This is a genomic window from Mesorhizobium sp. 113-3-9, assembly GCF_016756515.1.
Taxonomy (GTDB): Bacteria; Pseudomonadota; Alphaproteobacteria; order Rhizobiales; family Rhizobiaceae; genus Mesorhizobium.
On record NZ_AP023246.1, the window covers coordinates 2,101,741 to 2,125,080 of the forward strand.

Here is a 23,340-nt window from a genome sequence, read left to right on the forward strand (position 1 = left end):
AAGCTCCGTGGGAAGAAAGGCGCCGGCAGGTCGCTCAATTGGTCGGCTTTGGCAATGCCGATCCCTGGGCCGATCCCTGGGCCGAGCCGTGGGTCGGTCCCGGTGTTGCCGACGGAGTGCGACTGATTGCCTGCCGCAGGTTTTCCGCCTCGACGCCGCGCTGGCGCGCCAGCTTGCGGTAGCGGCCCTGCTTGACCCAGGTTGCCAAGCTGCCGACGATCATGCCGATGGCGAGCGCCAGGAACAGGAAAATGAACAGCGGCAAGGTGAGCGTCAGCTTCGGATTGCCGGGATTGAACGGATCCAGGGTGAAGGCGACGAGTTCGCGGTTGGCGACGGCAAGCGCGACCAGGATGATCGCCAGGGGTACGAAGACCACGATGAGCATGAAGCGATTGAGCATGATTTCTTCCGTGCAAGCGGGCCGGACAAGGCCGTCTGGCGCTGACGCCGCGCCTACTTGCCGCCGTTCAGCCTTTCACGCAGTTCCTTGCCGGTCTTGAAGAACGGCACCCATTTCTCCTCGACCTCGACGGATTCGCCGGTGCGCGGGTTGCGGCCGGTGCGGGCGGGGCGGTTTTTCACCGAAAAAGCACCGAAGCCACGCAGCTCGACCCGGTTGCCTTCGGCAAGGGCGTCGGTGATCTCATCGAAGATCGCGCCGACGATGTTTTCGACGTCGCGCAGGAAAAGATGCGGATTGCGCGTGGCAATAATCTGCACAAGTTCGGACTTGATCATCAGACGGGTCCCCGTGAAAGCAGTTCGGTCAAAATTATGAGGATGATTTTATTGGCTTTTTCAGCTGTCCCAAACGGCGCTCAAGGGTGCCAGACGGAAACGAGGCCGTCAAGAAACAAGCGGTCGGCCCCAAGTTCGTGGATGACATCACCGCTGTAATCCGGCAGGCCGAGGGCGCTGCCGATCGTTTTCATCATGGCTTTTGACCACAGGAAACTCCCGCGCCGTTCCGTGTCCTTCCACTCGACCACCTTGAGCTTGGCGTCGACCCCCTTGGTCGCCAGCCAGTCGATCGCCTCGGTCTCGCCACCGACGGCGTCGATCAATCCGTTGGAAACACCCTGGCGGCCGGTGAAGATCGACCCGTCGGCGAGCGCCAGCGCCTGTTCGTGCGTCATCTTGCGGCGCTCGGCGACGATGCCGACAAACCAGTCGTAGCTGTCGAGGATAAGCTTGCGGACCATGGCGCGTTCGTCGTCATTGGTCGGCTTGAAGGGAGAGGGGGAAGCCTTGAGCGGCGAGGATTTCACTTCCTCCAGCTTGACGCCGAGCTTGTCCATCAGGCCGCTGACGTCAGGGTACTGGATCAGCACGCCGATCGAGCCGACGATCGAGGTCTTGCGGGCTACGATGTGATCGGCCGCACTGGCAATCATATAGCCCGCCGATGCGGCGAGCGTGCCGACTTCCGCCACCACTGGCTTGTCGGCGGCCAGCTTGCGCACTTCCTCGTAGATCGATTCGCCACCGACGGTGGTGCCGCCGGGTGAATCGATCGCCAGGATCACGCCTTTCACCTTCGACGACTCGCGGATGTTCTCCAGCCGCTTGATCAGTTCCTCGTCCTCGGTGATGGTGCCTTCGATCCTGACCTTGGCGATATGGTCGACGGCCGAGCCGCCGAGATCGTCGCCGTAGAGCCAGGCCGACAGCGCAATCACCCCGAGTGCCACGATGCCGATGGCCACAACACGCCAGAATGTCAGCTTGCGCCGCAAGCGGCGGCGGTCGATCAGGTCGTCGGCTCTCAATGCCATGGTCAGCCTCACAATCGGCGGGAAGAGACGCTTTTAGACCATGATGTCCTTATCGGGAAGCAGTTCCGTCTTCGGCAATCCCAACGCTGTCTGTTTTGTGACTGGCCTGCGCAAGGGACGCAAGGTAAGGGGAGAGACGGCAGTGATGAAAAAACGGCGCAAGGACGTGCATTTCTGCTATGAAGTATCGGTTGTTGTGCTGACCTCGTTTTCGTTTGTACAACCACAGTTGTCACATTTTTGCGGTTTTCATGGGCTTGTGCTTGCTTGAAGGCGCCGGCCCCCCACCTATAGGCGGTGCTCCCTGGCGGGCAGGGGTCTAGAAGAAAGCAGTCATGTTAGCGCGATCGAATGAACCGACCAGCCCCGAGATGGAGTTGGCTCCCCCGGCGGATGGCTGGACGCGGGGCGAGGCGTTCGACCGCGCCCAGCGTCATTCGCGCCGCGTGCGTGTGCTCAAATTCGCCGTGCCCCTGGCCGCGGCGCTGATCGCCGTCGCCTTCCCGGTCTATTCCTATCTGGCCGCACCCGTCTCCGTCGCGGTGCAGGCGGACGGCACCGCTTTTTCCAACGGCAAGCTGGTGATGGCCAATCCCAAGCTCAACGGTTTCACCAAGCAGAAGCAGCCCTATTCCATGACGGCCCTGCGGGCGATCCAGGACGTCAGCACGCAAGGCATCATCGAGCTCGAAGGCATAGACGCCAAAGTGCCGGTCGGGCCTGACAATGTGGCTGCGGTCAAAGCGTCGCGCGGTACCTACGATCGCGACGGCAACACGATGAAGTTGAACAGCGACGTCGTGATCACCACGACCGACGGCATGCAAGCCAAGTTCAAATCGGTCTTCCTCGACATGGGCAAAGGCACTATGAAGACGGATGATCCCGTCGATGTCAGCCGTGGCGGGTCACAGATCACAGCGAATTCCCTGACGGTCCAGGACAATGGCAAGGTCCTGGTGTTCGAGAACAGGGTGCGCGTCAACATCGATCCCGCCGCTCTGAAGGCGGCTGAGGCAAAGGGCGAAGAAGCGAATGTGGCTCAATAGTTCGACACGGCTTGCGGCCGCAACTTCGGCGATGCTCCTGCTGGGCCTGGTGCCGTCGCTGGCACAGTCCGGCGCCACCAGTCAGGTGTCGGGCCTGAAACTGGCGGGCGACAAGCCGATCCAGATCGAAAGCGACAAGCTGGAAGTCCGGCAGGCCGAGAATGTCGCCATCTTCACGGGCAATGTCACCGTCGTCCAAGGGCCGACGCTGATGAAGGCCGGCAAGATGATGGTCTATTACATCAAGGATCCCAATGCCGCGGCCAAGGGCACGGAAGCCGCCGGCGCGGCGATGACCGGCTCGGCCAACATCGACCATCTGGAGATCTCCGACAAGGTCTACATCAAGTCGGATCAGCAGGTCGCGACCGGCGATCAGGGCAGCTTCGACATGAAGAGCCAGGTGCTGGTGCTTTCGGGCAAGAAGGTCGTTCTGTCTCAGAACGACAACGTCCTGGTCGGCTGCAAGCTCACCGTGCAGATGAAAAGCGGGCTGGCCCAGGTTGATCCATGCGCTGGCCAACGTGTCCAGATGTCGATCACCCCGCCGCCGAAGTCGGATGCGCCGAAATCCGGAGCGACGAACCCCTGATGGCCAGCCTGTCATCGCTGACGGCGCGTCTTCCGGGACGAGCCGCGGCTAAGGTTTCGGCTCCGGCCACGATCACCGTCGACAAGACGAAGTTCAAGGGAACCTTGATCGCCAAGGGGCTGACCAAGAGCTACAAGGGCCGCAAGGTGGTCAGTGGCGTCACGCTTGGCGTGCGTGCCGGCGAAGCCGTCGGGCTGCTCGGCCCCAATGGCGCCGGCAAGACGACCTGTTTCTACATGGTCACTGGCCTTGTGCCGGTGGATGAAGGCACGATCGAGATCGACGGCTTCGACGTCACCTCGATGCCGATGTACCGCCGTGCGCGCCTCGGCATCGGCTATCTGCCGCAGGAGGCGTCGATCTTCCGCGGCCTCAACGTCGAACAGAATATCCGTGCCGTGCTCGAAGTGGTCGAAAAGGACCGCAAGGTGCGCGAGCGCAATCTCGACGAACTGCTCGAGGAGTTCCACATCAGCCATCTGCGCAAGGCGCCATCCATGTCGCTTTCCGGCGGCGAGAGGCGGCGCCTGGAGATCGCGCGTGCGCTGGCGACGCGCCCGGCCTACATGCTGCTCGATGAGCCCTTTGCCGGCATCGATCCGATCGCCGTCGCCGATATCCAGCAACTGGTCCGCCACCTGACGGCGCGCGGCATCGGTGTCCTCATCACCGACCATAATGTACGCGAGACGCTCGGTCTGATCGACCGCGCCTACATCATCCACGCCGGCCAGGTGCTGACCCATGGCCGCGCCGACGAAGTGGTGGCGAACCCGGATGTGCGGCGGCTTTATCTCGGCGAGGGTTTTACACTCTGACATTTCCCGCGCAATTCGGGACGGGAAGCCCTGACGCGGTTTTCCGTCCGGAATTGCCTTGGGCGTGAAATTTGTTTCCTGACACGATTTTTTGCGCTTGAGAGCCTGATTTTCGGTGATTTTGCTCCGGCATAACGCTCCGGTAAGCGGCTTTTGCTAGCTTTGCCTTGACAAGCAAAAGCCGGGCCAGTTTCTATGGCCGGCCGTGAAATTCATTCCGGGCGTCCGGACGCGTAGAGGAGGCGTTTGAAACCGAACCATGGCGTTGGCGGCGAAACTACAGCTCCGACAGTCGCAGTCGCTGGTGATGACGCCGCAGCTGATGCAGTCGATTCGGCTGCTGCAGTTCACCCATGTCGAGCTCGAGCACTTCATCGACGAGGAAATCGAGCGCAACCCGCTTCTGGAGCGCGCCGAGCCGCAGGACGACGCCGCGAGCGACCAGGCGCAGAAGATCGACGCGGAGCCGCAAGCGGCCGGCGACGGCGACTGGTTCGAGAAGGAGGCGGGATGGAGCGCCGAGGCGATTTCGGAAAAACTCGACACGTCGCTGGAAAACCTGTTTCCCGATGATCCCGGCACCAGCGAGCGGCTCGGGCCTGACCTGACGGCGCAATGGAAGTCGGCTTCGGGCAGTGGCGGCGGCTCGTCGTCCGAGGGGCTCGACGCCGGCGACATGGCGGCGAGCGCCATCACCTTGCGCGACCATGTCGGCGAGCAGGTGGCACTGGCCTTTGCCGATCCCGCGGCGCGGCTGATCGCAGCCGAACTCGCCGATGGCCTCGACGAGACCGGCTATGTCAGGGTCGATCTCGCGGAGATCGCCACGCGCCTGGGCACTGACACTGCGAGCGTGGCCAAGGTGCTGGCGGTGTGCCAGACTTTCGAACCAGCGGGCCTGTTCGCCCGCGACCTTGCCGAATGCCTTTCGCTGCAGCTTGCGGTGCGCGACCGCCTCGACCCCGCGATGAAGGCCCTGGTCGCCAATCTGGAGCTCCTGGCGCGGCGCGATTTCCAGACGCTGAAGCGGATCTGCGGCGTCGACGAGGAGGATTTGCTCGACATGCTGGCCGAGATCCGGGCCCTCGATCCGCGCCCGGGCATGGCGTTTTCTGGCGGTGCGAGCGACGCCATCGTCGCCGATGTCGAGGTGCGCGCGGCCAATGACGGGAGCTGGACCGTCGAACTCAACGCCGAAACGCTGCCGCGCGTGCTGGTCGACCATATCTATTTCGCCCAGGTGTCGCCGCATGCGAAGAACCAGGCGGAAAAGGATTTCCTCGCCGAGTGCCTGCAAAACGCCAACTGGCTGACGCGCAGCCTCGACCAGCGGGCAAAGACGATCCTCAAAGTAGCCTCGGAAATCGTGCGCCAGCAGGATGCGTTCCTGGTCCATGGCGTGCGCCAGCTGAAGCCGCTCAATTTGCGCACGGTGGCCGACGCCATAGGCATGCACGAATCGACCGTCAGCCGCGTCACCGCCAACAAATACATGCTGACCCCGCGCGGCGTGTTCGAGTTGCGTTATTTCTTCACCGCCTCGATCGCCGCGTCGGGCGGCGGCGACGCGCATTCCTCGGAAGCGGTACGGGACCGCATCAAGCAGCTGATCGACGAGGAGAAACCGGTCGACGTTCTGTCCGACGACGCGATCGTCGACATGCTCCGGGAAAGCGGCGTCGATATCGCTCGGCGCACGGTCGCCAAGTACCGGGAAGGCATGAATATTCCGTCTTCCGTGCAGCGCCGGCGCGAAAAGCGGGCACTCGCCAGCGCCGGCCGCTAAGGCAATTCCAGGAAAAGTGTAAAGCGGTTTTCCCACAGGAATCGCGTCAAGGCAAAGAGGTGGAGCGGCTCGGCGTTTCCGTGAAACGATGAACCGCTCCATGCGCTCCTGATTTCCACAGCTTTCGAGCTTCATTGACAAGCCCTGGGGAAGTGGCTAGAAGCCCGCCCGCATGAGACGGGCCCGATGCCCGCTAGCGGATGGTCCGTCACGACAATGGCCTCGGGACGGTCAAAAAGGCGGCTTGTGATCAACCGGAAAGTTCGGATTTAAATCGGCGCCAGTGACGCCGCAAAGCTTGTGCGCACGGACCACAAGTATAAACTCAGGCCAGTTTGAAGCCTGAGCAAGGAAGGTCAGTTTTCAGATGAATCTGCGCATATCGGGAAAACACATGGATATCGGCGATGCGTTCCGCACGCGCATCAACGATCGTGTCGGCGAAGCGATCGGCAAATATTTCGATCGCGGCTTTGCGGGACACGTCACCGTCATCAAATCGGGCTCGCGCTATTCGGCGGATTGCATGATCCGGCTGGATTCCGGCGCCTCGCTGCAGGCTACCGGCGACGCCCAGGATCCGACGCTCGCCTTCGAGGCCGCGGCCGACCGGCTGGAGACCCGGCTTCGGCGCTACAAGCGCCGTCTCAAATCGCACAATTCAGGCAATGGCAATGGTGAGTTGACCGACATCGCCTATACGGTGATGGCGCCGCTCGCCGATGACGACGAGGAAATCCCGGAGGATTTCGCGCCGGCCATCGTCGCCGAATCGACCATGACGCTGAAGACCATGTCGGTGGCCTCGGCGGTCATCGAGCTCGATACCAAGGACAGTCCGGTGTTCGTTTTCCGAAACGCCGGAACCGACCATCTCAATATCGTCTATCGCCGGCCCGACGGAAACATTGGCTGGATCGACCCGTCCACGACCAAGGTCGCGCAGGGATAAAAGCCAGCCGCACGAGGGGTGGGGACTGGCGACGGCAGGCGAACAAGGGATTTTCAAGCATGGATCTGAGCGATCTTATCAGCGTTCCGGCGATTTTGCCGGCGTTGAAGGCGAACTCCAAGAAGCAGCTTCTGCAATTGCTGTCCGAACGGGCGGCGGCGATTTCGGGTATTCCGGAGCGGGAAGTGTTCGACACCATCCTGCAGCGCGAACGGCTGGGCTCGACCGGCGTCGGCAACGGCATCGCCATTCCGCATGGCAAGCTCGCCGGCGTGAAGCGCATCGCCGGTGTCTTCGCCCGGCTGGAAACGCCTGTCGATTTCGAGTCGCTGGATGACCAGCCTGTCGATCTGGTGTTTCTGCTCCTGGCGCCGGAAGGGGCGGGCGCCGATCATCTCAAGGCCCTGTCGCGCATCGCCCGCGTGCTGCGTGACGCCGACACGGTCGCCAAGATCAGGGGGACGCGCGACGCCACGGCGATCCACGCGCTTTTGTCGGACACGCAGGCCTCGCACGCGGCCTGAAGCTTTTTAATGGAATCTCCAAGGGCCGCCGTGAGCGGCCCTTTTCGTTTCAGTCAATCGCCCTGGTGAATGGCGCTTAGTGAATGGCGACGGTGGTCAGGTCGTTTTCCATGGCACCGGCCAGTGCGCGGTCACGCGCATCGGAAAGCAGGATCGGCTGACCGTTGGCGGAAAACAGCGCCCACAGTTCCAGGCCGGGCGCGATTTCACCGATGTTCGGGAAGCGGCCGAGCAGGTCGTCGCTCGAGACCTTGCGCAGATAAGCGACCGAGCCTTCGCCGAGATGGGCGAATTCACCGCTGGTCATGGTGATATTCTCTTCAGTTCTGGTCATTTCAAGCCTCCTTGGCGCGAGGACGCCGCTCAAGGCCATCCCGCATGAGAGCCATCGGTAAAGATCAGTCTTTCACCGATATGTTTATTTTCCGTACCAGCCGTTCGGACTCAGGCCGATCGAGGTCGATCGACAAAAGGCCGTTCTTCAGCTCCGCCGCGATCACCCGCATGCCGTCGGCCAGCACGAAACAGCGCTGGAACTGGCGCGCGGCGATGCCGCGATGAAGGAATTCGCGCTCGGTGTCGTCGGTCTGACGGCCGCGCACGACCAACTGGTTTTCCTCCGTTGTCACATCGAGGTCGCTTTCGGCGAAACCGGCGACGGCGAGCGTGATGCGCAGCCTTTCGGCCTTGCCGTCTGTGCCGCTGAGGCGCTCGATGTTGTACGGAGGGTAGCTGTCACCAGATTTCGCCAAGCGCTCCAAGGTCTTTTCCATGGCATCGAAACCAAGGAGAAGCGGGCTGGAGAAAGGCGTCATTCGGCTCATGTTACACTGTCCTCTCAAGAGCGACATAAACTGGAAAAACCCGGATGGCATTTTTCCCGATGCTCTTGATATGGTCCGCCCCGCGACCAAGTTCAAGCCACCAGAAGACCCGCCCAAAAAGACCAGGCCTTGGACTCACAGGAATAATCGAGATGGCGCTTGAAGCGACGCGCGGATGCAGGGAGAAGCGCTGGGGCCGGGACCGTTCCCGGTCGGTCGCTTCGGCAGCTTGCAGCCGGTTCGGCGCCCTTCACGCGTGCGATCGGTCCGGTGAGCTCACGGCTACCCAAACAAGGAATTGAAATGCCCCAACCACGCAAGATCATCATCGACACCGACCCCGGTCAGGACGATGCCGTCGCCATTCTGCTGGCACTTGGCAGCAGCGAATTGGAGATCGTCGGCATCACCGCCGTTGCCGGCAACGTGCCGCTGAAGCTCACCGAAAAGAATGCCCGCAAGATCTGCGAACTGGCCGGCCGGCCCGATATCAAGGTCTATGCCGGGGCCATCCGCCCCCTGGCGCGCCAACTGGTCACCGCCGAGGAAGTGCATGGCAAGACAGGCCTCAACGGGCCGCAATTGCCCGAACCCACGATGCAGCTGCAGGAGCAGTATGCCGTCGACTTCATCGTCGAGACGCTGATGGAGGAAGAGAGCGGCACCATCACGCTCTGCCCGCTCGGGCCGTTGACCAACATCGCGCTGGCGCTGATCCGCGAACCGCGCATCGCCCCGCGCATCAAGGAAATCGTGCTGATGGGCGGCGGCTTCTTCGAGGGCGGCAACGTCACTCCGGCGGCCGAATTCAACATTTATGTCGATCCGCAGGCCGCCGATCTGGTGTTCAAGTCCGGCATCCCGATCGTGATGATGCCGCTCGACGTCACCCACAAGGCGCTGACCACCGCCAAGCGCACGCAGGCCTTCCGCAAGCTCGGCACCAAGGTCGGTACGGCTACCGCCGAGATGCTGGAATTCTTCGAACGCTACGACGAGGGCAAGTACGGCACCGATGGCGGCCCGCTGCACGATCCCTGTGTCATCGCCTATCTGTTGAAGCCGGACCTGTTCAAAGGCCGCAACTGCAATGTCAGCGTGGAAACCACCTCCGAGCTGACGATGGGCATGACCGTGATCGACTGGTGGGGCGTGACCAAGCGGGAAAAGAACGCCATGGTGATGCGCGACATCGATCATGACGGCTTCTTCGCGCTGCTGGTGGAGAGGCTGGGCCGGCTGTGAAAACTTCCTTCTCCCCGTTCACGGGGAGAAGGCCCCGGCAGGGAGATGAGGGCCGGCGCAAACGTCGATATTGCGCCTGCATCCTCAGCGCTGCCCCTCACCCGATCGCTTCGCGACCACCCTTTCCCCGTGAACGGGGCGAGGGAAGGGGCGCCGTTACTTCGACCTCGAAAACGCCAGCCACAGGCCGCCGCCGACCAGGAAGCTGCCGCTGATCCGGGACATGAGCTTGATGCGGCTGGCCGACAGCAGGCGCCCGGCGCGACCGGCGGCGAGTGCATAGGTCGAATCCGACATGGCGGCGAAGATCATGGCGGTGAGGCCCATGACGACGATCTGCAGCGAGTAGTTGCCTTGCGGCGCGATGAACTGCGGAAAGAAGGCGCCAAAGAACACCAGCGTCTTGGGATTGCTGAGCGCCACCAGCAGGCCCTGCAGGAAGAAACCGCCACGCGGCTTCCGCGCCGTTCCATCGGCATTCAGCGTGCCCTTGGAGCGGAACATCTGCACGCCCATCCAGATCAGGTAGGCGGCGCCGATCAGCCTGACCCATTCGAACCAGTGGCCCATGCCCGCGATCAGCGTGTTGAGGCCGATGCCGACAATGGCGATCATGATGGCAAGGCCAGCCTGCGTGCCGGCGACATTGGCGAGACCGGCGCGGGTTCCGTGGCGGATGCTGTTGGCGATGATCAGCGTGACCGTCGGACCGGGAACCAGGATGATGACGATGCAAGCGAGAACATAGGCGGCGTAGAGTTCCAGCGACATGGCTTTTCCCTTGGAATGCCGCTGACGCGGCGCGACTGGGGACAATCAATGCATGACGACAGCCTCCGCGCAAGACATGGGCGAAGTGGTGCGTTGTTGCACGCGGGTCAGGCGCCAACCTGCCAGGGTAGCGTCGCCTCATAGGCAGCCGCGGCCTTCAGCACCGCGAGGTCGCCGCGCGGCCGGCCGATCAGCTGCATGCCCATTGGCCGGCCCTTTTCGTCGAAGCCGACCGGCACGTTGACCGCCGGGCAGCCGCCCAGCGTGGCGAAGGCGGAAACCTGCATCCAGCGGTGATAGCTGTCCATCGGCCGTCCGGCGACCTTGCTTGGCCAGTGCGTGGTGACATCGAAGGGAAAGACCTGCGCCGTCGGCAGCGCGATGAGATCGAAGCGGTCGAAGATCGACAGCAGCGTGCGATGCCAGGAAGTGCGGATGACCGAGGCCGCGCGGATCTGCGGCGCCGTCAGCCGCATTGCGTTCTCGATTTCCCATATGGCTTCCGGCTTCAGCAGGCCGCGATTGGAGGGGTCGTCGTAGTGGGCCTGTAGGGCGCAGCCGCTGCTGGCCTGGCGCAGCGTCACGAAGGCCTGCCACAGCGCCTCGAAGTCAAAATCGGGTAGCAGGGGTTCAATCACGAAGGACTGGCCCGCGAGCCGGCCGAGCGCTGCCTCGCACAGTTCGAGGATGCCGGGTTCGACCGGCAAATGGCCGCCGAGGTCGCCGAGCCAGGCGACGCGACCGCCAGTCGAGGGCGTTGCGAGCCCTTCGAGGAACGAGCCCGGTTTCTCATAGGACAGTGGTGCCTGCGGATGATAACCCGCCTGCACGTCGAGCAGCAGAGCCATGTCGGCGACATTGCGGCCCATCGGACCCTCGACGCCCATCTGCGCATGGAAGACCTCGAAATCCGGCCCGGCAGGCACGAGCCCCTGCGACGGGCGGAAGCCGTAGACATTGTTCCAGGCGGCCGGGTTGCGCAGCGAGCCGCCGAAGTCGCTACCGTCGGCGACGGGCACCATGTCGAGCGCCAGTGCCACCGCCGCGCCGCCGCTCGACCCGCCGGCGGTGAGCGCCGGATCGAAAGCGTTCAGCGTCGGTCCAAAAACGTTGTTGTAGGTGTTGGAGCCAAGTCCGAATTCGGGGACATTGGTCTTGCCGATGATGATGGCGCCGGCATCGCGGATGCGCTCGACGAAGAAATCGTCTTCCTGAGGCACGAAATCGGCGAAGATCGGCGAGCCGAAGGAGGTCCTGAGCCCAGTGGTCGAGGCAAGGTCCTTGATGGCGATCGGCAAGCCGAAGAGCGTTCCGGTTTCGCTCGCCTGCCTGCTATCGGCAGCATCCGCCTCGCGCAGGATGTCGCCGCGATCGCGCAGTGAGACGATGGCGTTGACCAGCGGGTTGACCGCTTCGATGCGGTCGAGGAAGGCCGTCACCACCTCACGTACCGAAAGCTTCCTGTGGCGGATCGCGTCGGCCAGTTCGACAGCGGACAGGCGGCAGATGTCGCCGGCCGGCGGCACGGCATGTTTGGTCCGGGGGCGCATCATCTCAGATGACTTTCTGCAAGGCCTGATCGACATCCCTGGCCAGCGGGATCGCCGGTTGGGCGCCCGGCTTCAGGCAGGCCAGCGAGCCAGCCGTACCGGCGCGCGCCAGTGCCTTTTCGAGCGTGAGGCCGGACGACAGGCCGGCAGCGAAATAACCGCAGAAGGTGTCACCGGCGCCGACCGTGTCGACAGGAGTGATCTTCATGGCCGCAACGGTCAGGAAGTCGGTCGGCGTCGCCGCCATGACGCCGTCGCCGCCGAGCGTGACGACGATGGTGCGGCCGGTTTTCGCGGCGAAGTCGCGCATGCGTGCCGCACGGTCGCGGCCGTTCAGCGCCAGCGCCTCGCCATAAAGGTCGAACTCGGTCTCGTTGGCGACGGCATAATCGGCCTTGCCGAGGAAAGCCGCCGCGTCGCCCTGGAAAGGAGCGGTGTTGAGCACGGTGATGGCGCCGACCGCCCGTGCCTGGTCGAGCGCGGCATCGACGGTCGCCAGCGGGATCTCGTGCTGGAGCAGCACGACGTCGCTCTTTTTCAGGAAGGCCTTGGAAAGGTCGCCCGGCACCACGGAAGCATTGGCGCCGGGGACCACGGCGATGATGTTCTCGCCGTCGTCACCGACCATGATCAGCGCCGTTCCGGTCGAGGCAAAGGTTTCGCCCACGCCCGAGAGGTCGACCTTGGCCTCGCGCAGCAATGCCAGCGCCTCTCCGGCGAAACTGTCCTTGCCGACGGCGCCGACCATGCGCACCGGGGCACCGGCGCGTGCGGCGGCCAGCGCCTGGTTGGCGCCCTTGCCGCCGGGCGCCGTGGCGAAACCGGAGCCGCTCACCGTTTCGCCGGGGCTCGGCAGGCGGTCGACTTTGGCGATAAGGTCGAGGTTGATCGAGCCGATGACGATAATCAAGCAAGGCCTCCTGCCAGCATGAATTCAAGGTTCTGGAACGTCCACGGCGCGTGGGGGCGAAGACGGGCCGTTCCATCGCGCGGGAAGCTAACCTGTAAGGTCGCGGCTTGCCAGACCGCGCGAATGGTCCAGCTCGCTTTGTGGTATCGTGGCCTATTCACAACGCACGGTGACGGTGCCCTGATAGCTGCCGGCGGGAAAGATACCGCTCGATTTGGTGGCGATGAGGTCGATCTGCATGGCGTGGGTGCCATTGACAAGCTTCTGCGGCACACTTCCGTTGATGTCGGCTCCCGAGCCGTCGAGGCGGAAGACCGAGGCGAAGGTCACGTTTGTGCCGCCGCCGCTCGGCGCGGACGAGAACGCGGCCGGCGCCGGCGCCGAAACCGAATAGCAGTCCAGCAGATTGAGCAGGGAGCACACCAGGGAGCTTGCCACCACGGTGGCGCTGGCGCTCGATCCGCCTGCCTGCTTGGAACTCAGTATACTGATGGCGGGATTTGCGGCCATCGTTCCCGATGCCCCGACCATGATGGTGCAGGTGCCGATGATTGCCGCCGACACAGGCTGGCTGAAGCCGGCAAGTGCCGCCACCGCAAGCAGCGCGCGGTTATTTCTTCTTCTTTTTCTTGCCATCGCCATTTCCGGTCCTGAGGCTCCAGCCTTCATTGGCCCATCCGGGTGATGCGGCCGCAGAACCGGGAGCAGGAGCGCCCGCGGCCACGCTGGCCGTCTGGCCGTCGCCGCCGAGACCCATCTTGAGCAGCTTCAGCTCCAGTTGCAGGCGCTGGACCTCAAGTTCGTAGAGCCGGCTGCAGTCGAGACGCTTCGGCGTACGCCCGATCGGGATCACCACCCGGCCGTAGGTGGCGACACCGTTGTCCGTCTGGTTGTTGCCTCTGATAACGCCGAGATCGACATAGGCACCGGAACCGGAAACGGCGGAGCGGCAAGTGGTGCCGTCCGCGGCATGGACCTCGTCCTGGCCCTGGGGCAAGGTGACACCGGGCAAATTGAAGCCGTTCTCGTTCTGATTGAGATTGTAGATCTGGTCCTGGGCCAGGGTTGGAACCGTGTTTGTGACTGCAACCGCGAGCGCCAGCGTCAGGATTTGCGGTGCCCAAAAAACTTTCCGCATATCTGTGCCCTTATCTGCGTCTGTTGATTGGGAAAGGGGATGCTTTCGGTGCAGATACGCACTTTACGCTCGGCAGCGCCGCCGAAGGGCACGACCACGAGGACAGGACGGGAAGCCTGGGAACCCAGCTGGAACACACTTGGAGAGATCCTGGCGTCCACTGGCTGAAAATCCTGGTCGTAGACATGGATTTCGACCCTGATCTTCTGATCGTATGGATTGGCCGGGAAGACGCGAACCGCGAAGGCATCGGTGAAACTGTTGACCTCACCGCGCATGGGCGACATCGACTGAGCCTTGGCGGCAATAGGCGCCAGCCCGACGGCCAGGGCCGTCGCCAGGTTTCGTGCATGTTTCAAGACCCTCTCCCTCGCGACGGCGCTATTCGCAGCGCAGCGTTACCGTTGCCTGGTAGTTTCCGTTGGCGAAGCGGTTGCTGCCGCCCTTGGTGCCGGCGAGATGGACCGAGACAAGGTCGGCGCCGGGTGTGCTGATGGGGGTCGCCGAGCCGGTCTCGACGATGGAGTGCGCACCGGCGGAGGAATAGGTTGGTGTCCAGGTGGTCGATGTCGTGTCGGCCGACGGCACCGTCGTGGTGGTAACCGGGTCGACGCTCAGCGACACGCCGCCTGTCGTCGTCAGCGTGACGGTTCCGGCAGAGCCGCCGCTGTTGTGGGAACTCAGCGACTGGAGGTCGGGGCTCACCGTCATCGTGCCGTTGGTGGCAATGACGAGCGTGCAGGTCGGAGTGATCGTGCCATTGAAAATGACATTTTGCGTTGTGGCCATTGCGGCCTGGTCCAGGCACGCGGCCAGCAAGGCTGCACCGAAGGCGGTGCGCAACAATTTCATCGAGACCTCCTGCCAAGTCGGATCAACCCGAAGTGATAGGAGTCATGATCGCTTTATCGTTTTCCGGCGAAAACCGGAAAAACGATATTTCACGACGACACTTGCCCTGCCTCCCAGCCCAGGATGGCGCGCTTGCGGGTCAGGCCCCAGTGATAGCCGGTGAGATCGCCGGACTTGCCGATGGCGCGATGGCAAGGCACCACGAAGGAGAGCGGGTTGGCGCCATTGGCGGCACCGACCGCGCGGCTGGCGCTCGGCGCGCCGATGCTGGCGGCGATCGAGGAATAGGTCCGGGCCTTGCCCATCGGAATCCGCAGCAGCGCCTCCCAGACCCGGACCTGGAAGTCGGTGCCGATCATGACGACATGCAGCGGCTGGTCGGGCCGCCACAATGTCGGATCGAAGATGCGCGCGGCGTAAGGGCCGGTCGCGGCCATGTCCTCGACATAGACGGCGTTGGGCCAGCGGCTGGACATGTCGGCGAAAGACGCACGTTCCTCGCCCGGGTCGCTGAAGGCGAGGCCGGCAAGGCCACGGTCGGTGGCCATGATCAGGGCGGTGCCGAAAGGCGAGGGGTGATAGCCGTAGCGGATGGTGAGGCCGGCGCCGCGCGTCTTGTAGTCGCCCGGCGACATGGCCTCGTGGGTGACAAACAGGTCATGCAGCCGGCCGGGGCCGGACATGCCCAGTTCGAACGAGGTTTCGAGCAGCGGCATGCCGGAATCGAGCAGCCGGCGGGCGTGGTCGAGGGTCACCGCCTGCAGGAAGGCTTTTGGCGACAGGCCGGCCCAGCGGGTGAAGAGTTTTTGCAGGCCTGTCGGCGTCTCCCCGACCTCTTCCGCAAGCTCCTCGAGCGAGGGCTGGTCGCGATAGTCGAGGCTGATCTTCTCGATGGCGCGGCGCACGATCTCGTAGTCGCTGCCTTGCGGTGTGATGTCCTTCTTGAGGACTGCTGTGTGTGTGCTCATCGAATGATCTCCTTGGCCAGGAATATCGCCCCTTGGGGCGGCGACCGCCACCCGAAACTTGCCTTCTTGCCGCGCATGCCCAGATAGATTCGGGGCTCGTGTCCAGGAGTCGCTCATGGCTGGCCAGAAAGTGCACCTGACCGGGGCAAAGGAAACCTTGCTGATGACGCTCTACGGCAAGGCGCTGGAGAGCCGGCTGCCCCATTCACTGCTTGCGGATCATTTCGCCGACGAGGCGGTGCGCAAGATCGACTATGATTTCTCCAGGCTCAAGGTCGATGAGAATCTCGGCATCGGCCTGGCGATCCGGGCCAAGACACTGGATGTCCGCGTTGAGGACTTCCTGGCCAGAAATCCCGGTGCCATCGTGCTGCATCTGGGTTGCGGGCTCGATACGCGCGTCTTCCGTGTCGATCCACCGCCAGGCGTCGACTGGTTCGACGTCGACTATCCCCAGGTCATCGAACTCAGGCGCAAGCTCTACCCGTCCCGCGACCATTACCATCTCATCGCTTCGTCGGTGACCGAACCCGGCTGGCTGGCCGAGGTGCCGCGCAACCGCCCGGCCATCGTGGTGGCGGAAGGGCTGACGCCCTATCTCCCCGCCGACGAGGGGTTGCGCCTGGTTTCGCGGCTTGTCTCGCATCTTGCCGGCGGCGAGCTGATGTTCGACGCCTACAGCCGTTTCGGCCTGACGCTGCTTCGCCTCAATCCGACCATCAAGGTCACGGGTGCCGAGGTCCACTGGGCGATCGACGATCCGCACGAGCTGGAACTGGCGGTTCCGAAACTGCGGTTCGTCGAGGATATTTCCGCCTACAAGCCTGAACACGCCGCCCGCATGGGCTGGTCCGCCAAGCTGTTCGTTCGCCTGTGGAAACACATTCCGGCGCTGCGAAAGGTAGGCAGGCTTCTGCGCTATCGCTTCTAGATTCACCGCGCCTTTGCGGTCGCCAATGCGCGCGAAAAGGCGGTGGCAAAGCTCTCGCGGGAATCAGGATCGAGAAAGCCGCCGATCGGCACGTTCTGGCCTTGCGCTTCCACGATCATCTTGGTGATGCCGATCTCGGCGTGACGGGCGACCGAAAATCGTGCCCAGAACGGATTGAAGCGATGAGCTTCCGATTTTCCCGAAGGGGCCGTCTTGCGGATGTCGAGGCTCGTGCGGGACACCGACACCTCCTCGCGGGCGCGGGCGGCCCGATAATTGGCGCGGAAGGCGATGTAAACGGCGACCACGTCGAGGCCGAAGAAGCCGAACACCGGCCATGCACCACGCGACAGGAAAAACGCGCCTGTCACCAGCCAGCCGAACAGCAGCGCGCCCATCAGGACCAGAAAGCCCGTCCTGCCCAGCGACCGGTGTGGGGTCAGCAATGCGTGAAAGAAGGGCTCGTCAGCCTGGAACGAGGCGTTTGTGTCGCTCATGACAGGATATTATAGGAGGGAAATGGCGAGCCCCAAGTCCAAAGATTCTACCATGCCCGAAAAAAAGCTGCCGGCCGGACGACGTGACGGATCGAACGCCAAGCCGCGTCCACGGCCCGCGCGGCGGACGTCACGCTATACGCCGGCGGAAGTGCATGAGATATTCCGGCGCTTTTCTGTCCAGCGGCCGGAGCCGAAGGGCGAGCTCGAACATGTCAACGCCTTCACGCTGCTGGTGGCTGTGGTTCTGTCCGCGCAGGCGACGGATGCCGGCGTCAACAAGGCGACGCGGGCGCTGTTCAAGGCCGCCGATACGCCATGGAAGATGGCGGCTCTGGGTGAGGCCAAGGTCGGCGAATACATCAGGACCATCGGCCTCTGGCGCAACAAGGCCAAGAACGTCATCGCGCTGTCGGAGGCGCTGATCCGCGACCATGGCGGGGAGGTGCCTGATGACCGCGATGAACTGGTCAAGCTGCCGGGCGTCGGGCGCAAGACCGCCAATGTCGTGCTCAACATGGCCTTCGGCCAGCATACGATGGCGGTCGATACGCATATTTTCCGGATCGGCAACCGGCTTGGCCTGGCGCCCGGCAAGACGCCGGAACAGGTCGAGCAGGGGCTGCTGAAGATCATCCCGGACGAGTACATGCGCCATGCGCATCACTGGCTGATCCTGCATGGCCGCTATGTCTGCAAGGCGCGCAAGCCGGACTGCCCGGCCTGTGTCATCGCCGATATCTGCAAGGCCGAGGAGAAGACGACCAGTATTCCGGCGCCCCTGGTGCCGATCGCTCCACTTGAAACCGCACCAGCTGACGATCAGTAGCCGTAACCGCGCGCCATCGCCGCCGCGAAGACCGGGATCAGCAGGAAGACGAAGGCTTCCGCGCGGATGTAGGTCTTCACCGAGGCCAGTTCGCTTGCCGGCACGGCGAAGGAGGGGTTGGCGCTGGCCTGCCTGTTCCAGGAAATGAAGCGCACGGTCGGGACGATCGACAGCAGGCCGACAATGCCAAAGGCCACCATCTTGGCCCAGAACACCCAGTTGTAGACGTAGAACTCCCACCCCTTGAGGCCCCAGAAGACGCGGCCGATGCCGACGATGATGATCAGCGCGGCGATGATGCCATAGTGGCGGTCGATGCCGGCGAGCCGCTTGAGCGTCGCGGCGGGCAGGTCGCCGCGGATCAGCACGAATTCGGCGCCGATTATCCCCGCCAGGGAAAACACCAGCAGATGATGGACAATGGCAAGCACAAGGTCGGTCGTGTCCATGCTTCTTCCCTTGGGTTTGAGCACCAGCCCGCGTCGGAGAAGATCGCGTCGCAGTGTGTGCTGAAATCAGCCTGCCGGGAAAATAACACTGTCGGGCGGAATTCCCATAGCGGAGCCACAGCACCGGCCATCCGGCTTTTCTGGATGATGGCGCGTTTCGCGCTGGCCCTTGCACCGCGGGGGCTATTTGCTAAGCGCGGATAACTTCAGCGAGGCAATCCCATGAACAATCCGCACGGCGCTCCGGTCATCGAGACGGAGCGAACCATTCTAAGGGCGCACCGGCTGGAGGATTTCGACGCCTATGCCATGATGTGGGCAGACCCGGCCGTCACCCGCTTCATCGGCGGCAAGCCGCGCACGCGCGAGGAAAGCTGGATGCGCTTCCTGCGTCATGCCGGCCTGTGGTCGCTGCTCGGCTACGGTTTCTGGGCGATCGAAGAGAAGGCGACGGGCCGCTTCGTCGGCGAGGCCGGGTTTCACGATCTGAAGCGTGACATGGAACCGTCGATCGAAGGCATTCCCGAGGCCGGATGGGCACTGGCTCCGGCCGTGCACGGCGCCGGTCTCGCCACCGAGGTGGTCGGCCGTGTGCTGGCCTGGGGGGAAGAAACCTTTGGACGTACGAAAACCGTCTGCATCATCGATCCGGAGAACACAGCATCGTTGAATGTCGCTGGCAAGGTTGGCTATCGCGAAGTGTTGCGGACCACTTATCATGACGCCCCGACAGTGCTGCTGGAGCGGCTGTCCTGAACTGGAATTGGGGCCTCTACCCCGCCTTGCGGCGAAGTTTCCGCGCAAGGTCGGCCCATGGGTCGGCGCTCTGCGCGGCCGGTGTGAAGCTCCGGCCCAGCAGCACCGTCGAGGCATCGAACGGTGTTGGCCTGGCGATCCCATAGCCCTGGGCATAGTCGACGCCGATGGTCTTCAGAGCGGCGGCGATGTCGTCGCTCTCGACGAACTCGGCGATGGTACGCTTGCCCATGACCTTGCCGATGTGGTGGATCATCTCGACCATGGCGCGGTCGATGCGGTCGTCAAGCATGTCCTTGACGAAGCTGCCGTCGATCTTGAGGTAGTCGACGGGCAGGTGCTTCAGATAGGCGAAGGATGACATGCCGGAGCCGAAATCGTCGAGCGCGAAGCGGCAGCCCAGCCCACGCAGATCGGCAATGAAGCGCATGGCGTTGGTGAGATTGGCGATAGCGCTGGTTTCGGTGATCTCCAGGCAGATCATGGCAGGCGAAATGCCATGGACGAGAAACTGCTCGCGCAGGAAGCCGAGAAACGTCTCGTCGCCGAAAGTCGCTCCGGAGAGATTGATGGCGCATGTGGCGATCGGCGGCGTGCGCGGATCGGCCTGCCGGGCGGCCAGGATGCGGAAGGTGTTGCGCACCACCCAGCGGTCGATCGACGGCATCAGGCCGTAGCGCTCGGCAGCGGGAATGAAGCTCTGCGGGGTGACGAAGCTGCCGTCTTCGTCGGTCAGCCGCAGCAGGATCTCGATATGCGCTCCCGCCTCGACGTCGTCGTCGTTGAGCGGCCAGATTTCCTGGGCGTGAAGCCTGAAGCGGTTTTGCTCCAGCGCGGCGTGCAGTCGCTGTACCCAGGCCATCTCGCCGAAGCGCTCGCGCAAGGCCATGTCGCCATCGCTGTGGATCTGGACGCGGTTGCGGCCCTTTTCCTTGGCCATGTAGCAGGCGACGTCGGCGGCCCGCAGCGTCTCTTCGATCGTCACCTGCGCGTTGGCGATCTCCACCATGCCGATACTGACGCTGGTGTTGAAGGATCTTCCGTCCCAGGCGAAATGCAGATCCTGTACTGCCGTGCGCAGCCTTTCGGCGATGTCGGCTGCGTTGGTGGCATCGCAATCAACCAGCAGCACGCCGAACTCGTCGCCGCCCAGCCGGGCGAGTACGTCGCCGGACCGCAATTCGCGGGTCAGCAGTGAGGAAATCTGGCGCAGCAACTGGTCACCCGCGGCGTGGCCGCACGTATCGTTGACCAGCTTGAACTGATCGAGATCGAGATACATCAAGGCGTGCTGACGGGGCTTGCCTTGCAGTTCGACGATCGTCCTTTCCAGCCGGCTTTCGAAATCGCGCCGGTTGGCGAGCCCGGTCAACGCGTCATGCGAAGCCTGCCATGAAAGCCGCTCGATGTAGTCCTCTTCGCGCGTCATGTCGTGGAAGGCGAGCACCGCGCCGACGATTTCACCGGAGACGATCAGCGGCGCGCCGGTCAGCGCGACGGGAACAACAGAGCCGTCCAGCCGCTGCAGCAATTGCGGACGGGCGCTGGAACGGCGTGGTTCGCCGGCTAGGAGACGCTCGACCAGCTGCGAATCCTCGACGCTGGTATCCTTGTCGACGAGGCGAAACAGCGATACGACCGGTTTTCCCCTGGCAATGCCGAGCGGGCAGGCCAGCAGTTTCTCGGCCACCGCGTTCATGTAGTCCAGCCGCCCGTCACGGCCGGTGCTGATGACGGCCTGGCCGATCGAAGCCAGCGTAACCTGGGCGCGCTCGCGCTCGGCATTGAGCGCCAGCTGGAAGGCCTGGCGCTGTGCCAGAAGCTTGCGGGTGCGCCACACGGCCAGCAGGATCAGCAGGGCGGCGGTGACGAGATTGGCAAAGGTGAGCAGCATCCGGATGAAGCGCGATCCCTCGCCCAGACTGTCCGAGAAGGCCTTGGACAATGGGGTGACCTGACGATCGAGCCGATGGATTTCCGCTTTCCAGGCGCTGATCTCGGCTGCCGACGCCGGCCCCTTGCCCAGCGCCGCATGCATGGTGTCGCCGAGCCGCTGGATGGCGAGGATCATCGTGTCGGCCGCCGCCCAGTGCCGAATAGCGGTATCGAGATAGCTGAACGCCCGGAAATTCCGGAACAGCCAGATCAGCCCGGCGACGTCGTCCGGGTGATTTCTGCCTTGCAGAAAGCCTGCGCGCGCTGCCTCTGTATCGGGCTCGGGCTGCTCGAGCGCCAGGCGCGCCGAGCGATCGGCCAGCGGAACGGCGATCGCCTCGCGATACTCGGTGAAGAACTCCTCATTGCCGGTGTCCGCATACAGGCTGAGGAAATAGATGGCGTGCTTTTGCCCCTTGGACCACTGGCTTTCCCCGCCGACATAGGCGCGAACCGCCGAAAGCGTGTACAGGCTGAGGCTGGCGACCAGCGCCTGGATGAGCACGACGGCGATGAACGGCCAGACGAGCCCGAGAAGACGGGGGCTGGCATCCATCGATGACGGCGTCTTCGAATTCACGGACGTGCCATGATCCTGTCAGCGTGTCTGTCCGACTGTTTCACCTGTCGGTTGAGACGATTTTCTTCCCCTCATGTCGCGCAAATGGCGACAACAACCGGGTATCACGGGGGACTTAACAGCAAATAAATAGTTCCGTTCCCTATAAAGCCATTTCTAGATTTGGGCGGCTGAATATTACGCAACGTCAAGTGACTGCTTCAAGTTGAATCAGTTTGTATTCGAAGCTTATCGATCCTTTTCGGGCCCGTAACCGAGCGGGTCAGGGCTGCGCCTCCGCCGAATGAGGCTGGCGAGTGACGCTCAGAGTTTCTTGCCTCGACGCAATTCCCAAGCGAAAACGCCATGCGCTTTTCCCTGGAAAACCGTTCCAGGCTTCTCGAATTGCTTACGCTTGGCCCGGCGGCATGGGTTCGGGAAGCTTCAGGGTCTTCACCAGCGTCGACAGATCGGGTTCGTCGATGAGCATCGCCGCGTCGGCCGGCGCCAGCCAGGCGCGCTGGCGGCGTTTGGCCTCCTGCCAGTCAGCAAGCTCTTCGGTCACTTCAAGCAGATAGACGATGACGTCGACGCGGACGAAGCGGTTGGCCAACCGTTTCCAGTAGGAATAGGTGCCGGCCGGCTCCCTCAGCGCCTTGCCGAGCACGCCGGCTTCCTCCTGCGCCTCGATGGTGGCTGCCTTGCGTCCACTCTTGCCTTTCATAGGCCAACCCTTGGGAACGATGAAGCGTCTCGTCGTTCTCGAAGTGACCAGCATGACTTCGAAATCACCGGTTGCGGTCAACCGAAAGGGGATCGCCGCGACCTGGCGGATTCGCTCGCCTTTCTTGGCCTTGCGCACGGCCTTTTTCTTGGTGGCTGCCATTCGTAAAAATCCAGTCGGTGCAGTGCCCCATAGCGTGATACGGCGCCTCTGCAAAACCCAAACTGCCGCAGGGGTACCCGAACGCCCCTATCATGTAAGTCGGCTAAATAAAAGGGTAGTCGGCCTGTCAGCGGCAGGTGCTCACGGCGGTGCTGCCGATTATCTGCGTCTGGCAGCTCGGCCTGACCTGCGGCACCACCGGCTGCGGCTGCTGGACGATCACGCGATCCTGGGCACGATATTGCTGTTGCTGCTGCTGAAATTGCTGCCGCTGAATCCTGTTTTGCAAGGTCTGCAGGTCATTCTGCTGGATCAGCGCGTTACTTTTGGCAGCGGGATTGAGCAACTGCGCGGAAGCGGGCAGGGCAAGGCCCGCCATGACCACCGCGACCAGCGAAGCCGATGCCAGAATCAACGGTGCTCTACGCGCGGACATGCGCCCATTCTGCGAAAAGATCTTGTTCATTCCCAATATATAGGGCGGCCTGTCGGCGATGCCATGGCCATGCATGGATCTCCCATAAATCAATCATACCGTCATCCGGTCCGTGACCGCAGATTGCCGTCATATGACGACTATGAAAGGCCGAAGGCTTTGGTCAGTGTCCCTTACGTAAGTTCTCGATCTCATCTGGCGCAAGTTAACGTGGTCTAATTGAGCCAGAACTCCACAAGTGGGAATGCGGATACGCTGGCCTCGCTGCATCGAACCTTATTGCAGGATGCCGGCATATTGCGTGG

At 63.0% G+C, this 23,340-nt stretch carries 28 protein-coding genes; 10 read left to right on the forward strand and 18 right to left on the reverse strand.

Annotated features, from left to right (window positions below):
• Positions 1–34: 34 nt before the first annotated feature.
• From MesoLj_RS10155 to sppA, 3 genes are all read right to left on the reverse strand, one after another.
• The gene (locus MesoLj_RS10155) at positions 35–403 is read right to left on the reverse strand and encodes a LapA family protein (protein WP_202325906.1); all 369 of its coding nucleotides are present in this window, start codon (positions 401–403) and stop codon (positions 35–37) included.
• A 53-nt stretch (positions 404–456) separates the two neighbouring features.
• The gene (locus MesoLj_RS10160) at positions 457–741 is read right to left on the reverse strand and encodes an integration host factor subunit beta (RefSeq protein ID WP_006200394.1); all 285 of its coding nucleotides are present in this window, start codon (positions 739–741) and stop codon (positions 457–459) included.
• An 80-nt stretch (positions 742–821) separates the two neighbouring features.
• Complete coding sequence (gene sppA, locus MesoLj_RS10165; RefSeq protein ID WP_202325907.1) at positions 822–1,778, reverse strand: signal peptide peptidase SppA; 957 nt, start codon at positions 1,776–1,778, stop codon at positions 822–824.
• 335 nt (positions 1,779–2,113) lie between these two features.
• On the opposite strand from sppA, the gene lptC reads away from it, so the two are divergent.
• The 6 genes from lptC (at position 2,114) to ptsN (ending at position 7,499) form a co-directional block, all read left to right on the forward strand.
• The gene (gene lptC / locus MesoLj_RS10170) at positions 2,114–2,827 is read left to right on the forward strand and encodes an LPS export ABC transporter periplasmic protein LptC (protein WP_140772036.1); all 714 of its coding nucleotides are present in this window, start codon (positions 2,114–2,116) and stop codon (positions 2,825–2,827) included.
• A complete protein-coding gene (locus MesoLj_RS10175; protein WP_202325908.1) occupies positions 2,814–3,419 on the forward strand; it encodes an LptA/OstA family protein in 606 nt (201 codons plus the stop codon). Before lptC ends, MesoLj_RS10175 begins: the two co-directional genes overlap by 14 nt.
• Positions 3,419–4,237 (forward strand): LPS export ABC transporter ATP-binding protein, encoded by an 819-nt coding sequence (gene lptB, locus MesoLj_RS10180; RefSeq protein WP_010911489.1) that lies wholly within the window; start codon positions 3,419–3,421, stop codon positions 4,235–4,237. The genes MesoLj_RS10175 and lptB overlap by 1 nt, the downstream gene beginning before the upstream one ends.
• 259 nt (positions 4,238–4,496) lie before the next feature.
• Complete coding sequence (rpoN, locus tag MesoLj_RS10185) at positions 4,497–6,023, forward strand: RNA polymerase factor sigma-54 (RefSeq protein ID WP_202325909.1); 1,527 nt, start codon at positions 4,497–4,499, stop codon at positions 6,021–6,023.
• 367 nt (positions 6,024–6,390) lie between these two features.
• Positions 6,391–6,975: a ribosome hibernation-promoting factor, HPF/YfiA family gene (hpf, locus tag MesoLj_RS10190; RefSeq protein ID WP_027043252.1), complete on the forward strand. Its 585-nt coding sequence runs from the start codon at positions 6,391–6,393 to the stop codon at positions 6,973–6,975.
• A gap of 59 nt (positions 6,976–7,034) precedes the next feature.
• The gene (ptsN, locus tag MesoLj_RS10195) at positions 7,035–7,499 is read left to right on the forward strand and encodes a PTS IIA-like nitrogen regulatory protein PtsN (protein WP_010911486.1); all 465 of its coding nucleotides are present in this window, start codon (positions 7,035–7,037) and stop codon (positions 7,497–7,499) included.
• Between the two features lie 76 nt (positions 7,500–7,575).
• On the opposite strand, the gene MesoLj_RS10200 is transcribed toward ptsN, so the two are convergent.
• Complete coding sequence (locus MesoLj_RS10200; RefSeq protein WP_140772032.1) at positions 7,576–7,833, reverse strand: BQ00720 family protein; 258 nt, start codon at positions 7,831–7,833, stop codon at positions 7,576–7,578.
• 64 nt (positions 7,834–7,897) lie between these two features.
• Entirely contained in the window at positions 7,898–8,323 is a 426-nt protein-coding gene (locus MesoLj_RS10205) for an Hsp20 family protein (RefSeq protein WP_096450220.1), read from the reverse strand.
• Between the two features lie 303 nt (positions 8,324–8,626).
• On the opposite strand from MesoLj_RS10205, the gene MesoLj_RS10210 reads away from it, so the two are divergent.
• Positions 8,627–9,568: a nucleoside hydrolase gene (locus MesoLj_RS10210; protein WP_202325910.1), complete on the forward strand. Its 942-nt coding sequence runs from the start codon at positions 8,627–8,629 to the stop codon at positions 9,566–9,568.
• A 156-nt stretch (positions 9,569–9,724) separates the two neighbouring features.
• Here the strand turns inward: MesoLj_RS10210 and MesoLj_RS10215 are convergent, their stop codons facing one another.
• The 8 genes from MesoLj_RS10215 to MesoLj_RS10250 form a co-directional block, all read right to left on the reverse strand.
• A complete protein-coding gene (locus tag MesoLj_RS10215; protein ID WP_010911482.1) occupies positions 9,725–10,339 on the reverse strand; it encodes a LysE family translocator in 615 nt (204 codons plus the stop codon).
• Between the two features lie 107 nt (positions 10,340–10,446).
• Positions 10,447–11,892, reverse strand: coding sequence for an amidase (locus tag MesoLj_RS10220; protein ID WP_202325911.1), 1,446 nt, complete (start codon positions 11,890–11,892; stop codon positions 10,447–10,449).
• Between the two features lies 1 nt (position 11,893).
• The gene (locus tag MesoLj_RS10225) at positions 11,894–12,799 is read right to left on the reverse strand and encodes a ribokinase (RefSeq protein ID WP_202325912.1); all 906 of its coding nucleotides are present in this window, start codon (positions 12,797–12,799) and stop codon (positions 11,894–11,896) included.
• Positions 12,800–12,952: 153 nt separating this feature from the next.
• On the reverse strand, positions 12,953–13,435 hold the full coding sequence (locus tag MesoLj_RS10230) for a hypothetical protein (RefSeq protein WP_202325913.1): 483 nt from the start codon (positions 13,433–13,435) through the stop codon (positions 12,953–12,955).
• Positions 13,410–13,937, reverse strand: coding sequence for a hypothetical protein (locus tag MesoLj_RS10235; protein ID WP_202325914.1), 528 nt, complete (start codon positions 13,935–13,937; stop codon positions 13,410–13,412). The genes MesoLj_RS10230 and MesoLj_RS10235 overlap by 26 nt, the downstream gene beginning before the upstream one ends.
• Complete coding sequence (locus MesoLj_RS10240) at positions 13,904–14,296, reverse strand: hypothetical protein (protein ID WP_202325915.1); 393 nt, start codon at positions 14,294–14,296, stop codon at positions 13,904–13,906. The genes MesoLj_RS10235 and MesoLj_RS10240 overlap by 34 nt, the downstream gene beginning before the upstream one ends.
• Positions 14,297–14,318: 22 nt before the next feature.
• The gene (locus MesoLj_RS10245) at positions 14,319–14,789 is read right to left on the reverse strand and encodes a hypothetical protein (protein WP_172348593.1); all 471 of its coding nucleotides are present in this window, start codon (positions 14,787–14,789) and stop codon (positions 14,319–14,321) included.
• Between the two features lie 89 nt (positions 14,790–14,878).
• Positions 14,879–15,757, reverse strand: a complete 879-nt coding sequence (locus MesoLj_RS10250; RefSeq protein WP_140772019.1) for a methylated-DNA--[protein]-cysteine S-methyltransferase — start codon at positions 15,755–15,757, stop codon at positions 14,879–14,881.
• A gap of 115 nt (positions 15,758–15,872) precedes the next feature.
• Between MesoLj_RS10250 and MesoLj_RS10255 the strand changes: the two genes are divergently transcribed.
• Entirely contained in the window at positions 15,873–16,688 is an 816-nt protein-coding gene (locus MesoLj_RS10255; RefSeq protein ID WP_202325916.1) for a class I SAM-dependent methyltransferase, read from the forward strand.
• Positions 16,689–16,690: 2 nt separating this feature from the next.
• Here the strand turns inward: MesoLj_RS10255 and MesoLj_RS10260 are convergent, their stop codons facing one another.
• Positions 16,691–17,185: a DUF2244 domain-containing protein gene (locus MesoLj_RS10260; protein ID WP_202325917.1), complete on the reverse strand. Its 495-nt coding sequence runs from the start codon at positions 17,183–17,185 to the stop codon at positions 16,691–16,693.
• 22 nt (positions 17,186–17,207) lie between these two features.
• Here MesoLj_RS10260 and nth point away from each other — a divergent pair, with 22 nt between their 5' ends.
• Positions 17,208–18,014 carry an endonuclease III gene (gene nth, locus MesoLj_RS10265; RefSeq protein ID WP_202325918.1) on the forward strand — a complete coding sequence of 269 codons (807 nt, stop codon included), beginning with the start codon at positions 17,208–17,210 and terminating at the stop codon, positions 18,012–18,014.
• Here the strand turns inward: nth and MesoLj_RS10270 are convergent.
• A complete protein-coding gene (locus tag MesoLj_RS10270; RefSeq protein ID WP_202325919.1) occupies positions 18,008–18,463 on the reverse strand; it encodes a DUF2214 family protein in 456 nt (151 codons plus the stop codon). The genes nth and MesoLj_RS10270 overlap by 7 nt on opposite strands.
• A 222-nt stretch (positions 18,464–18,685) precedes the next feature.
• Between MesoLj_RS10270 and MesoLj_RS10275 the strand changes: the two genes are divergently transcribed.
• On the forward strand, positions 18,686–19,219 hold the full coding sequence (locus MesoLj_RS10275) for a GNAT family N-acetyltransferase (protein ID WP_202325920.1): 534 nt from the start codon (positions 18,686–18,688) through the stop codon (positions 19,217–19,219).
• Between the two features lie 16 nt (positions 19,220–19,235).
• Here MesoLj_RS10275 and MesoLj_RS10280 read toward each other — a convergent pair whose 3' ends face one another.
• The 3 genes from MesoLj_RS10280 to MesoLj_RS10290 all read right to left on the reverse strand — a co-directional run bounded on the left by MesoLj_RS10280 (position 19,236) and on the right by MesoLj_RS10290 (position 23,110).
• Positions 19,236–21,734: an EAL domain-containing protein gene (locus MesoLj_RS10280; protein WP_202325921.1), complete on the reverse strand. Its 2,499-nt coding sequence runs from the start codon at positions 21,732–21,734 to the stop codon at positions 19,236–19,238.
• 388 nt (positions 21,735–22,122) lie between these two features.
• Entirely contained in the window at positions 22,123–22,599 is a 477-nt protein-coding gene (locus tag MesoLj_RS10285) for an NUDIX hydrolase (RefSeq protein WP_140772008.1), read from the reverse strand.
• 127 nt (positions 22,600–22,726) lie between these two features.
• The gene (locus MesoLj_RS10290) at positions 22,727–23,110 is read right to left on the reverse strand and encodes a hypothetical protein (RefSeq protein WP_244735337.1); all 384 of its coding nucleotides are present in this window, start codon (positions 23,108–23,110) and stop codon (positions 22,727–22,729) included.
• Positions 23,111–23,340: the final 230 nt, after the last annotated feature.

Bases quoted from the DNA above. Each gene is read 5' to 3' on its own strand.
- MesoLj_RS10235 (WP_202325914.1), bottom strand. From the start codon at position 13,937: ATGCGGAAAGTTTTTTGGGCACCGCAAATCCTGACGCTGGCGCTCGCG.
- hpf (WP_027043252.1), top strand. From the start codon at position 6,391: ATGAATCTGCGCATATCGGGAAAACACATGGATATCGGCGATGCGTTC.
- MesoLj_RS10250 (WP_140772019.1), bottom strand. From the start codon at position 15,757: ATGAGCACACACACAGCAGTCCTCAAGAAGGACATCACACCGCAAGGC.
- MesoLj_RS10175 (WP_202325908.1), top strand. From the start codon at position 2,814: ATGTGGCTCAATAGTTCGACACGGCTTGCGGCCGCAACTTCGGCGATG.
- ptsN (WP_010911486.1), top strand. From the start codon at position 7,035: ATGGATCTGAGCGATCTTATCAGCGTTCCGGCGATTTTGCCGGCGTTG.
- sppA (WP_202325907.1), bottom strand. From the start codon at position 1,778: ATGGCATTGAGAGCCGACGACCTGATCGACCGCCGCCGCTTGCGGCGC.
- lptB (WP_010911489.1), top strand. From the start codon at position 3,419: ATGGCCAGCCTGTCATCGCTGACGGCGCGTCTTCCGGGACGAGCCGCG.
- MesoLj_RS10205 (WP_096450220.1), bottom strand. From the start codon at position 8,323: ATGAGCCGAATGACGCCTTTCTCCAGCCCGCTTCTCCTTGGTTTCGAT.
- MesoLj_RS10245 (WP_172348593.1), bottom strand. From the start codon at position 14,789: ATGAAATTGTTGCGCACCGCCTTCGGTGCAGCCTTGCTGGCCGCGTGC.
- MesoLj_RS10270 (WP_202325919.1), bottom strand. From the start codon at position 18,463: ATGGACACGACCGACCTTGTGCTTGCCATTGTCCATCATCTGCTGGTG.
- MesoLj_RS10260 (WP_202325917.1), bottom strand. From the start codon at position 17,185: ATGAGCGACACAAACGCCTCGTTCCAGGCTGACGAGCCCTTCTTTCAC.
- lptC (WP_140772036.1), top strand. From the start codon at position 2,114: ATGTTAGCGCGATCGAATGAACCGACCAGCCCCGAGATGGAGTTGGCT.
- MesoLj_RS10230 (WP_202325913.1), bottom strand. From the start codon at position 13,435: ATGGCAAGAAAAAGAAGAAGAAATAACCGCGCGCTGCTTGCGGTGGCG.
- MesoLj_RS10255 (WP_202325916.1), top strand. From the start codon at position 15,873: ATGGCTGGCCAGAAAGTGCACCTGACCGGGGCAAAGGAAACCTTGCTG.
- MesoLj_RS10220 (WP_202325911.1), bottom strand. From the start codon at position 11,892: ATGATGCGCCCCCGGACCAAACATGCCGTGCCGCCGGCCGGCGACATC.
- MesoLj_RS10290 (WP_244735337.1), bottom strand. From the start codon at position 23,110: ATGCATGGCCATGGCATCGCCGACAGGCCGCCCTATATATTGGGAATG.
- MesoLj_RS10285 (WP_140772008.1), bottom strand. From the start codon at position 22,599: ATGGCAGCCACCAAGAAAAAGGCCGTGCGCAAGGCCAAGAAAGGCGAG.
- nth (WP_202325918.1), top strand. From the start codon at position 17,208: ATGGCGAGCCCCAAGTCCAAAGATTCTACCATGCCCGAAAAAAAGCTG.
- rpoN (WP_202325909.1), top strand. From the start codon at position 4,497: ATGGCGTTGGCGGCGAAACTACAGCTCCGACAGTCGCAGTCGCTGGTG.
- MesoLj_RS10200 (WP_140772032.1), bottom strand. From the start codon at position 7,833: ATGACCAGAACTGAAGAGAATATCACCATGACCAGCGGTGAATTCGCC.
- MesoLj_RS10210 (WP_202325910.1), top strand. From the start codon at position 8,627: ATGCCCCAACCACGCAAGATCATCATCGACACCGACCCCGGTCAGGAC.
- MesoLj_RS10215 (WP_010911482.1), bottom strand. From the start codon at position 10,339: ATGTCGCTGGAACTCTACGCCGCCTATGTTCTCGCTTGCATCGTCATC.
- MesoLj_RS10275 (WP_202325920.1), top strand. From the start codon at position 18,686: ATGAACAATCCGCACGGCGCTCCGGTCATCGAGACGGAGCGAACCATT.
- MesoLj_RS10160 (WP_006200394.1), bottom strand. From the start codon at position 741: ATGATCAAGTCCGAACTTGTGCAGATTATTGCCACGCGCAATCCGCAT.
- MesoLj_RS10155 (WP_202325906.1), bottom strand. From the start codon at position 403: ATGCTCAATCGCTTCATGCTCATCGTGGTCTTCGTACCCCTGGCGATC.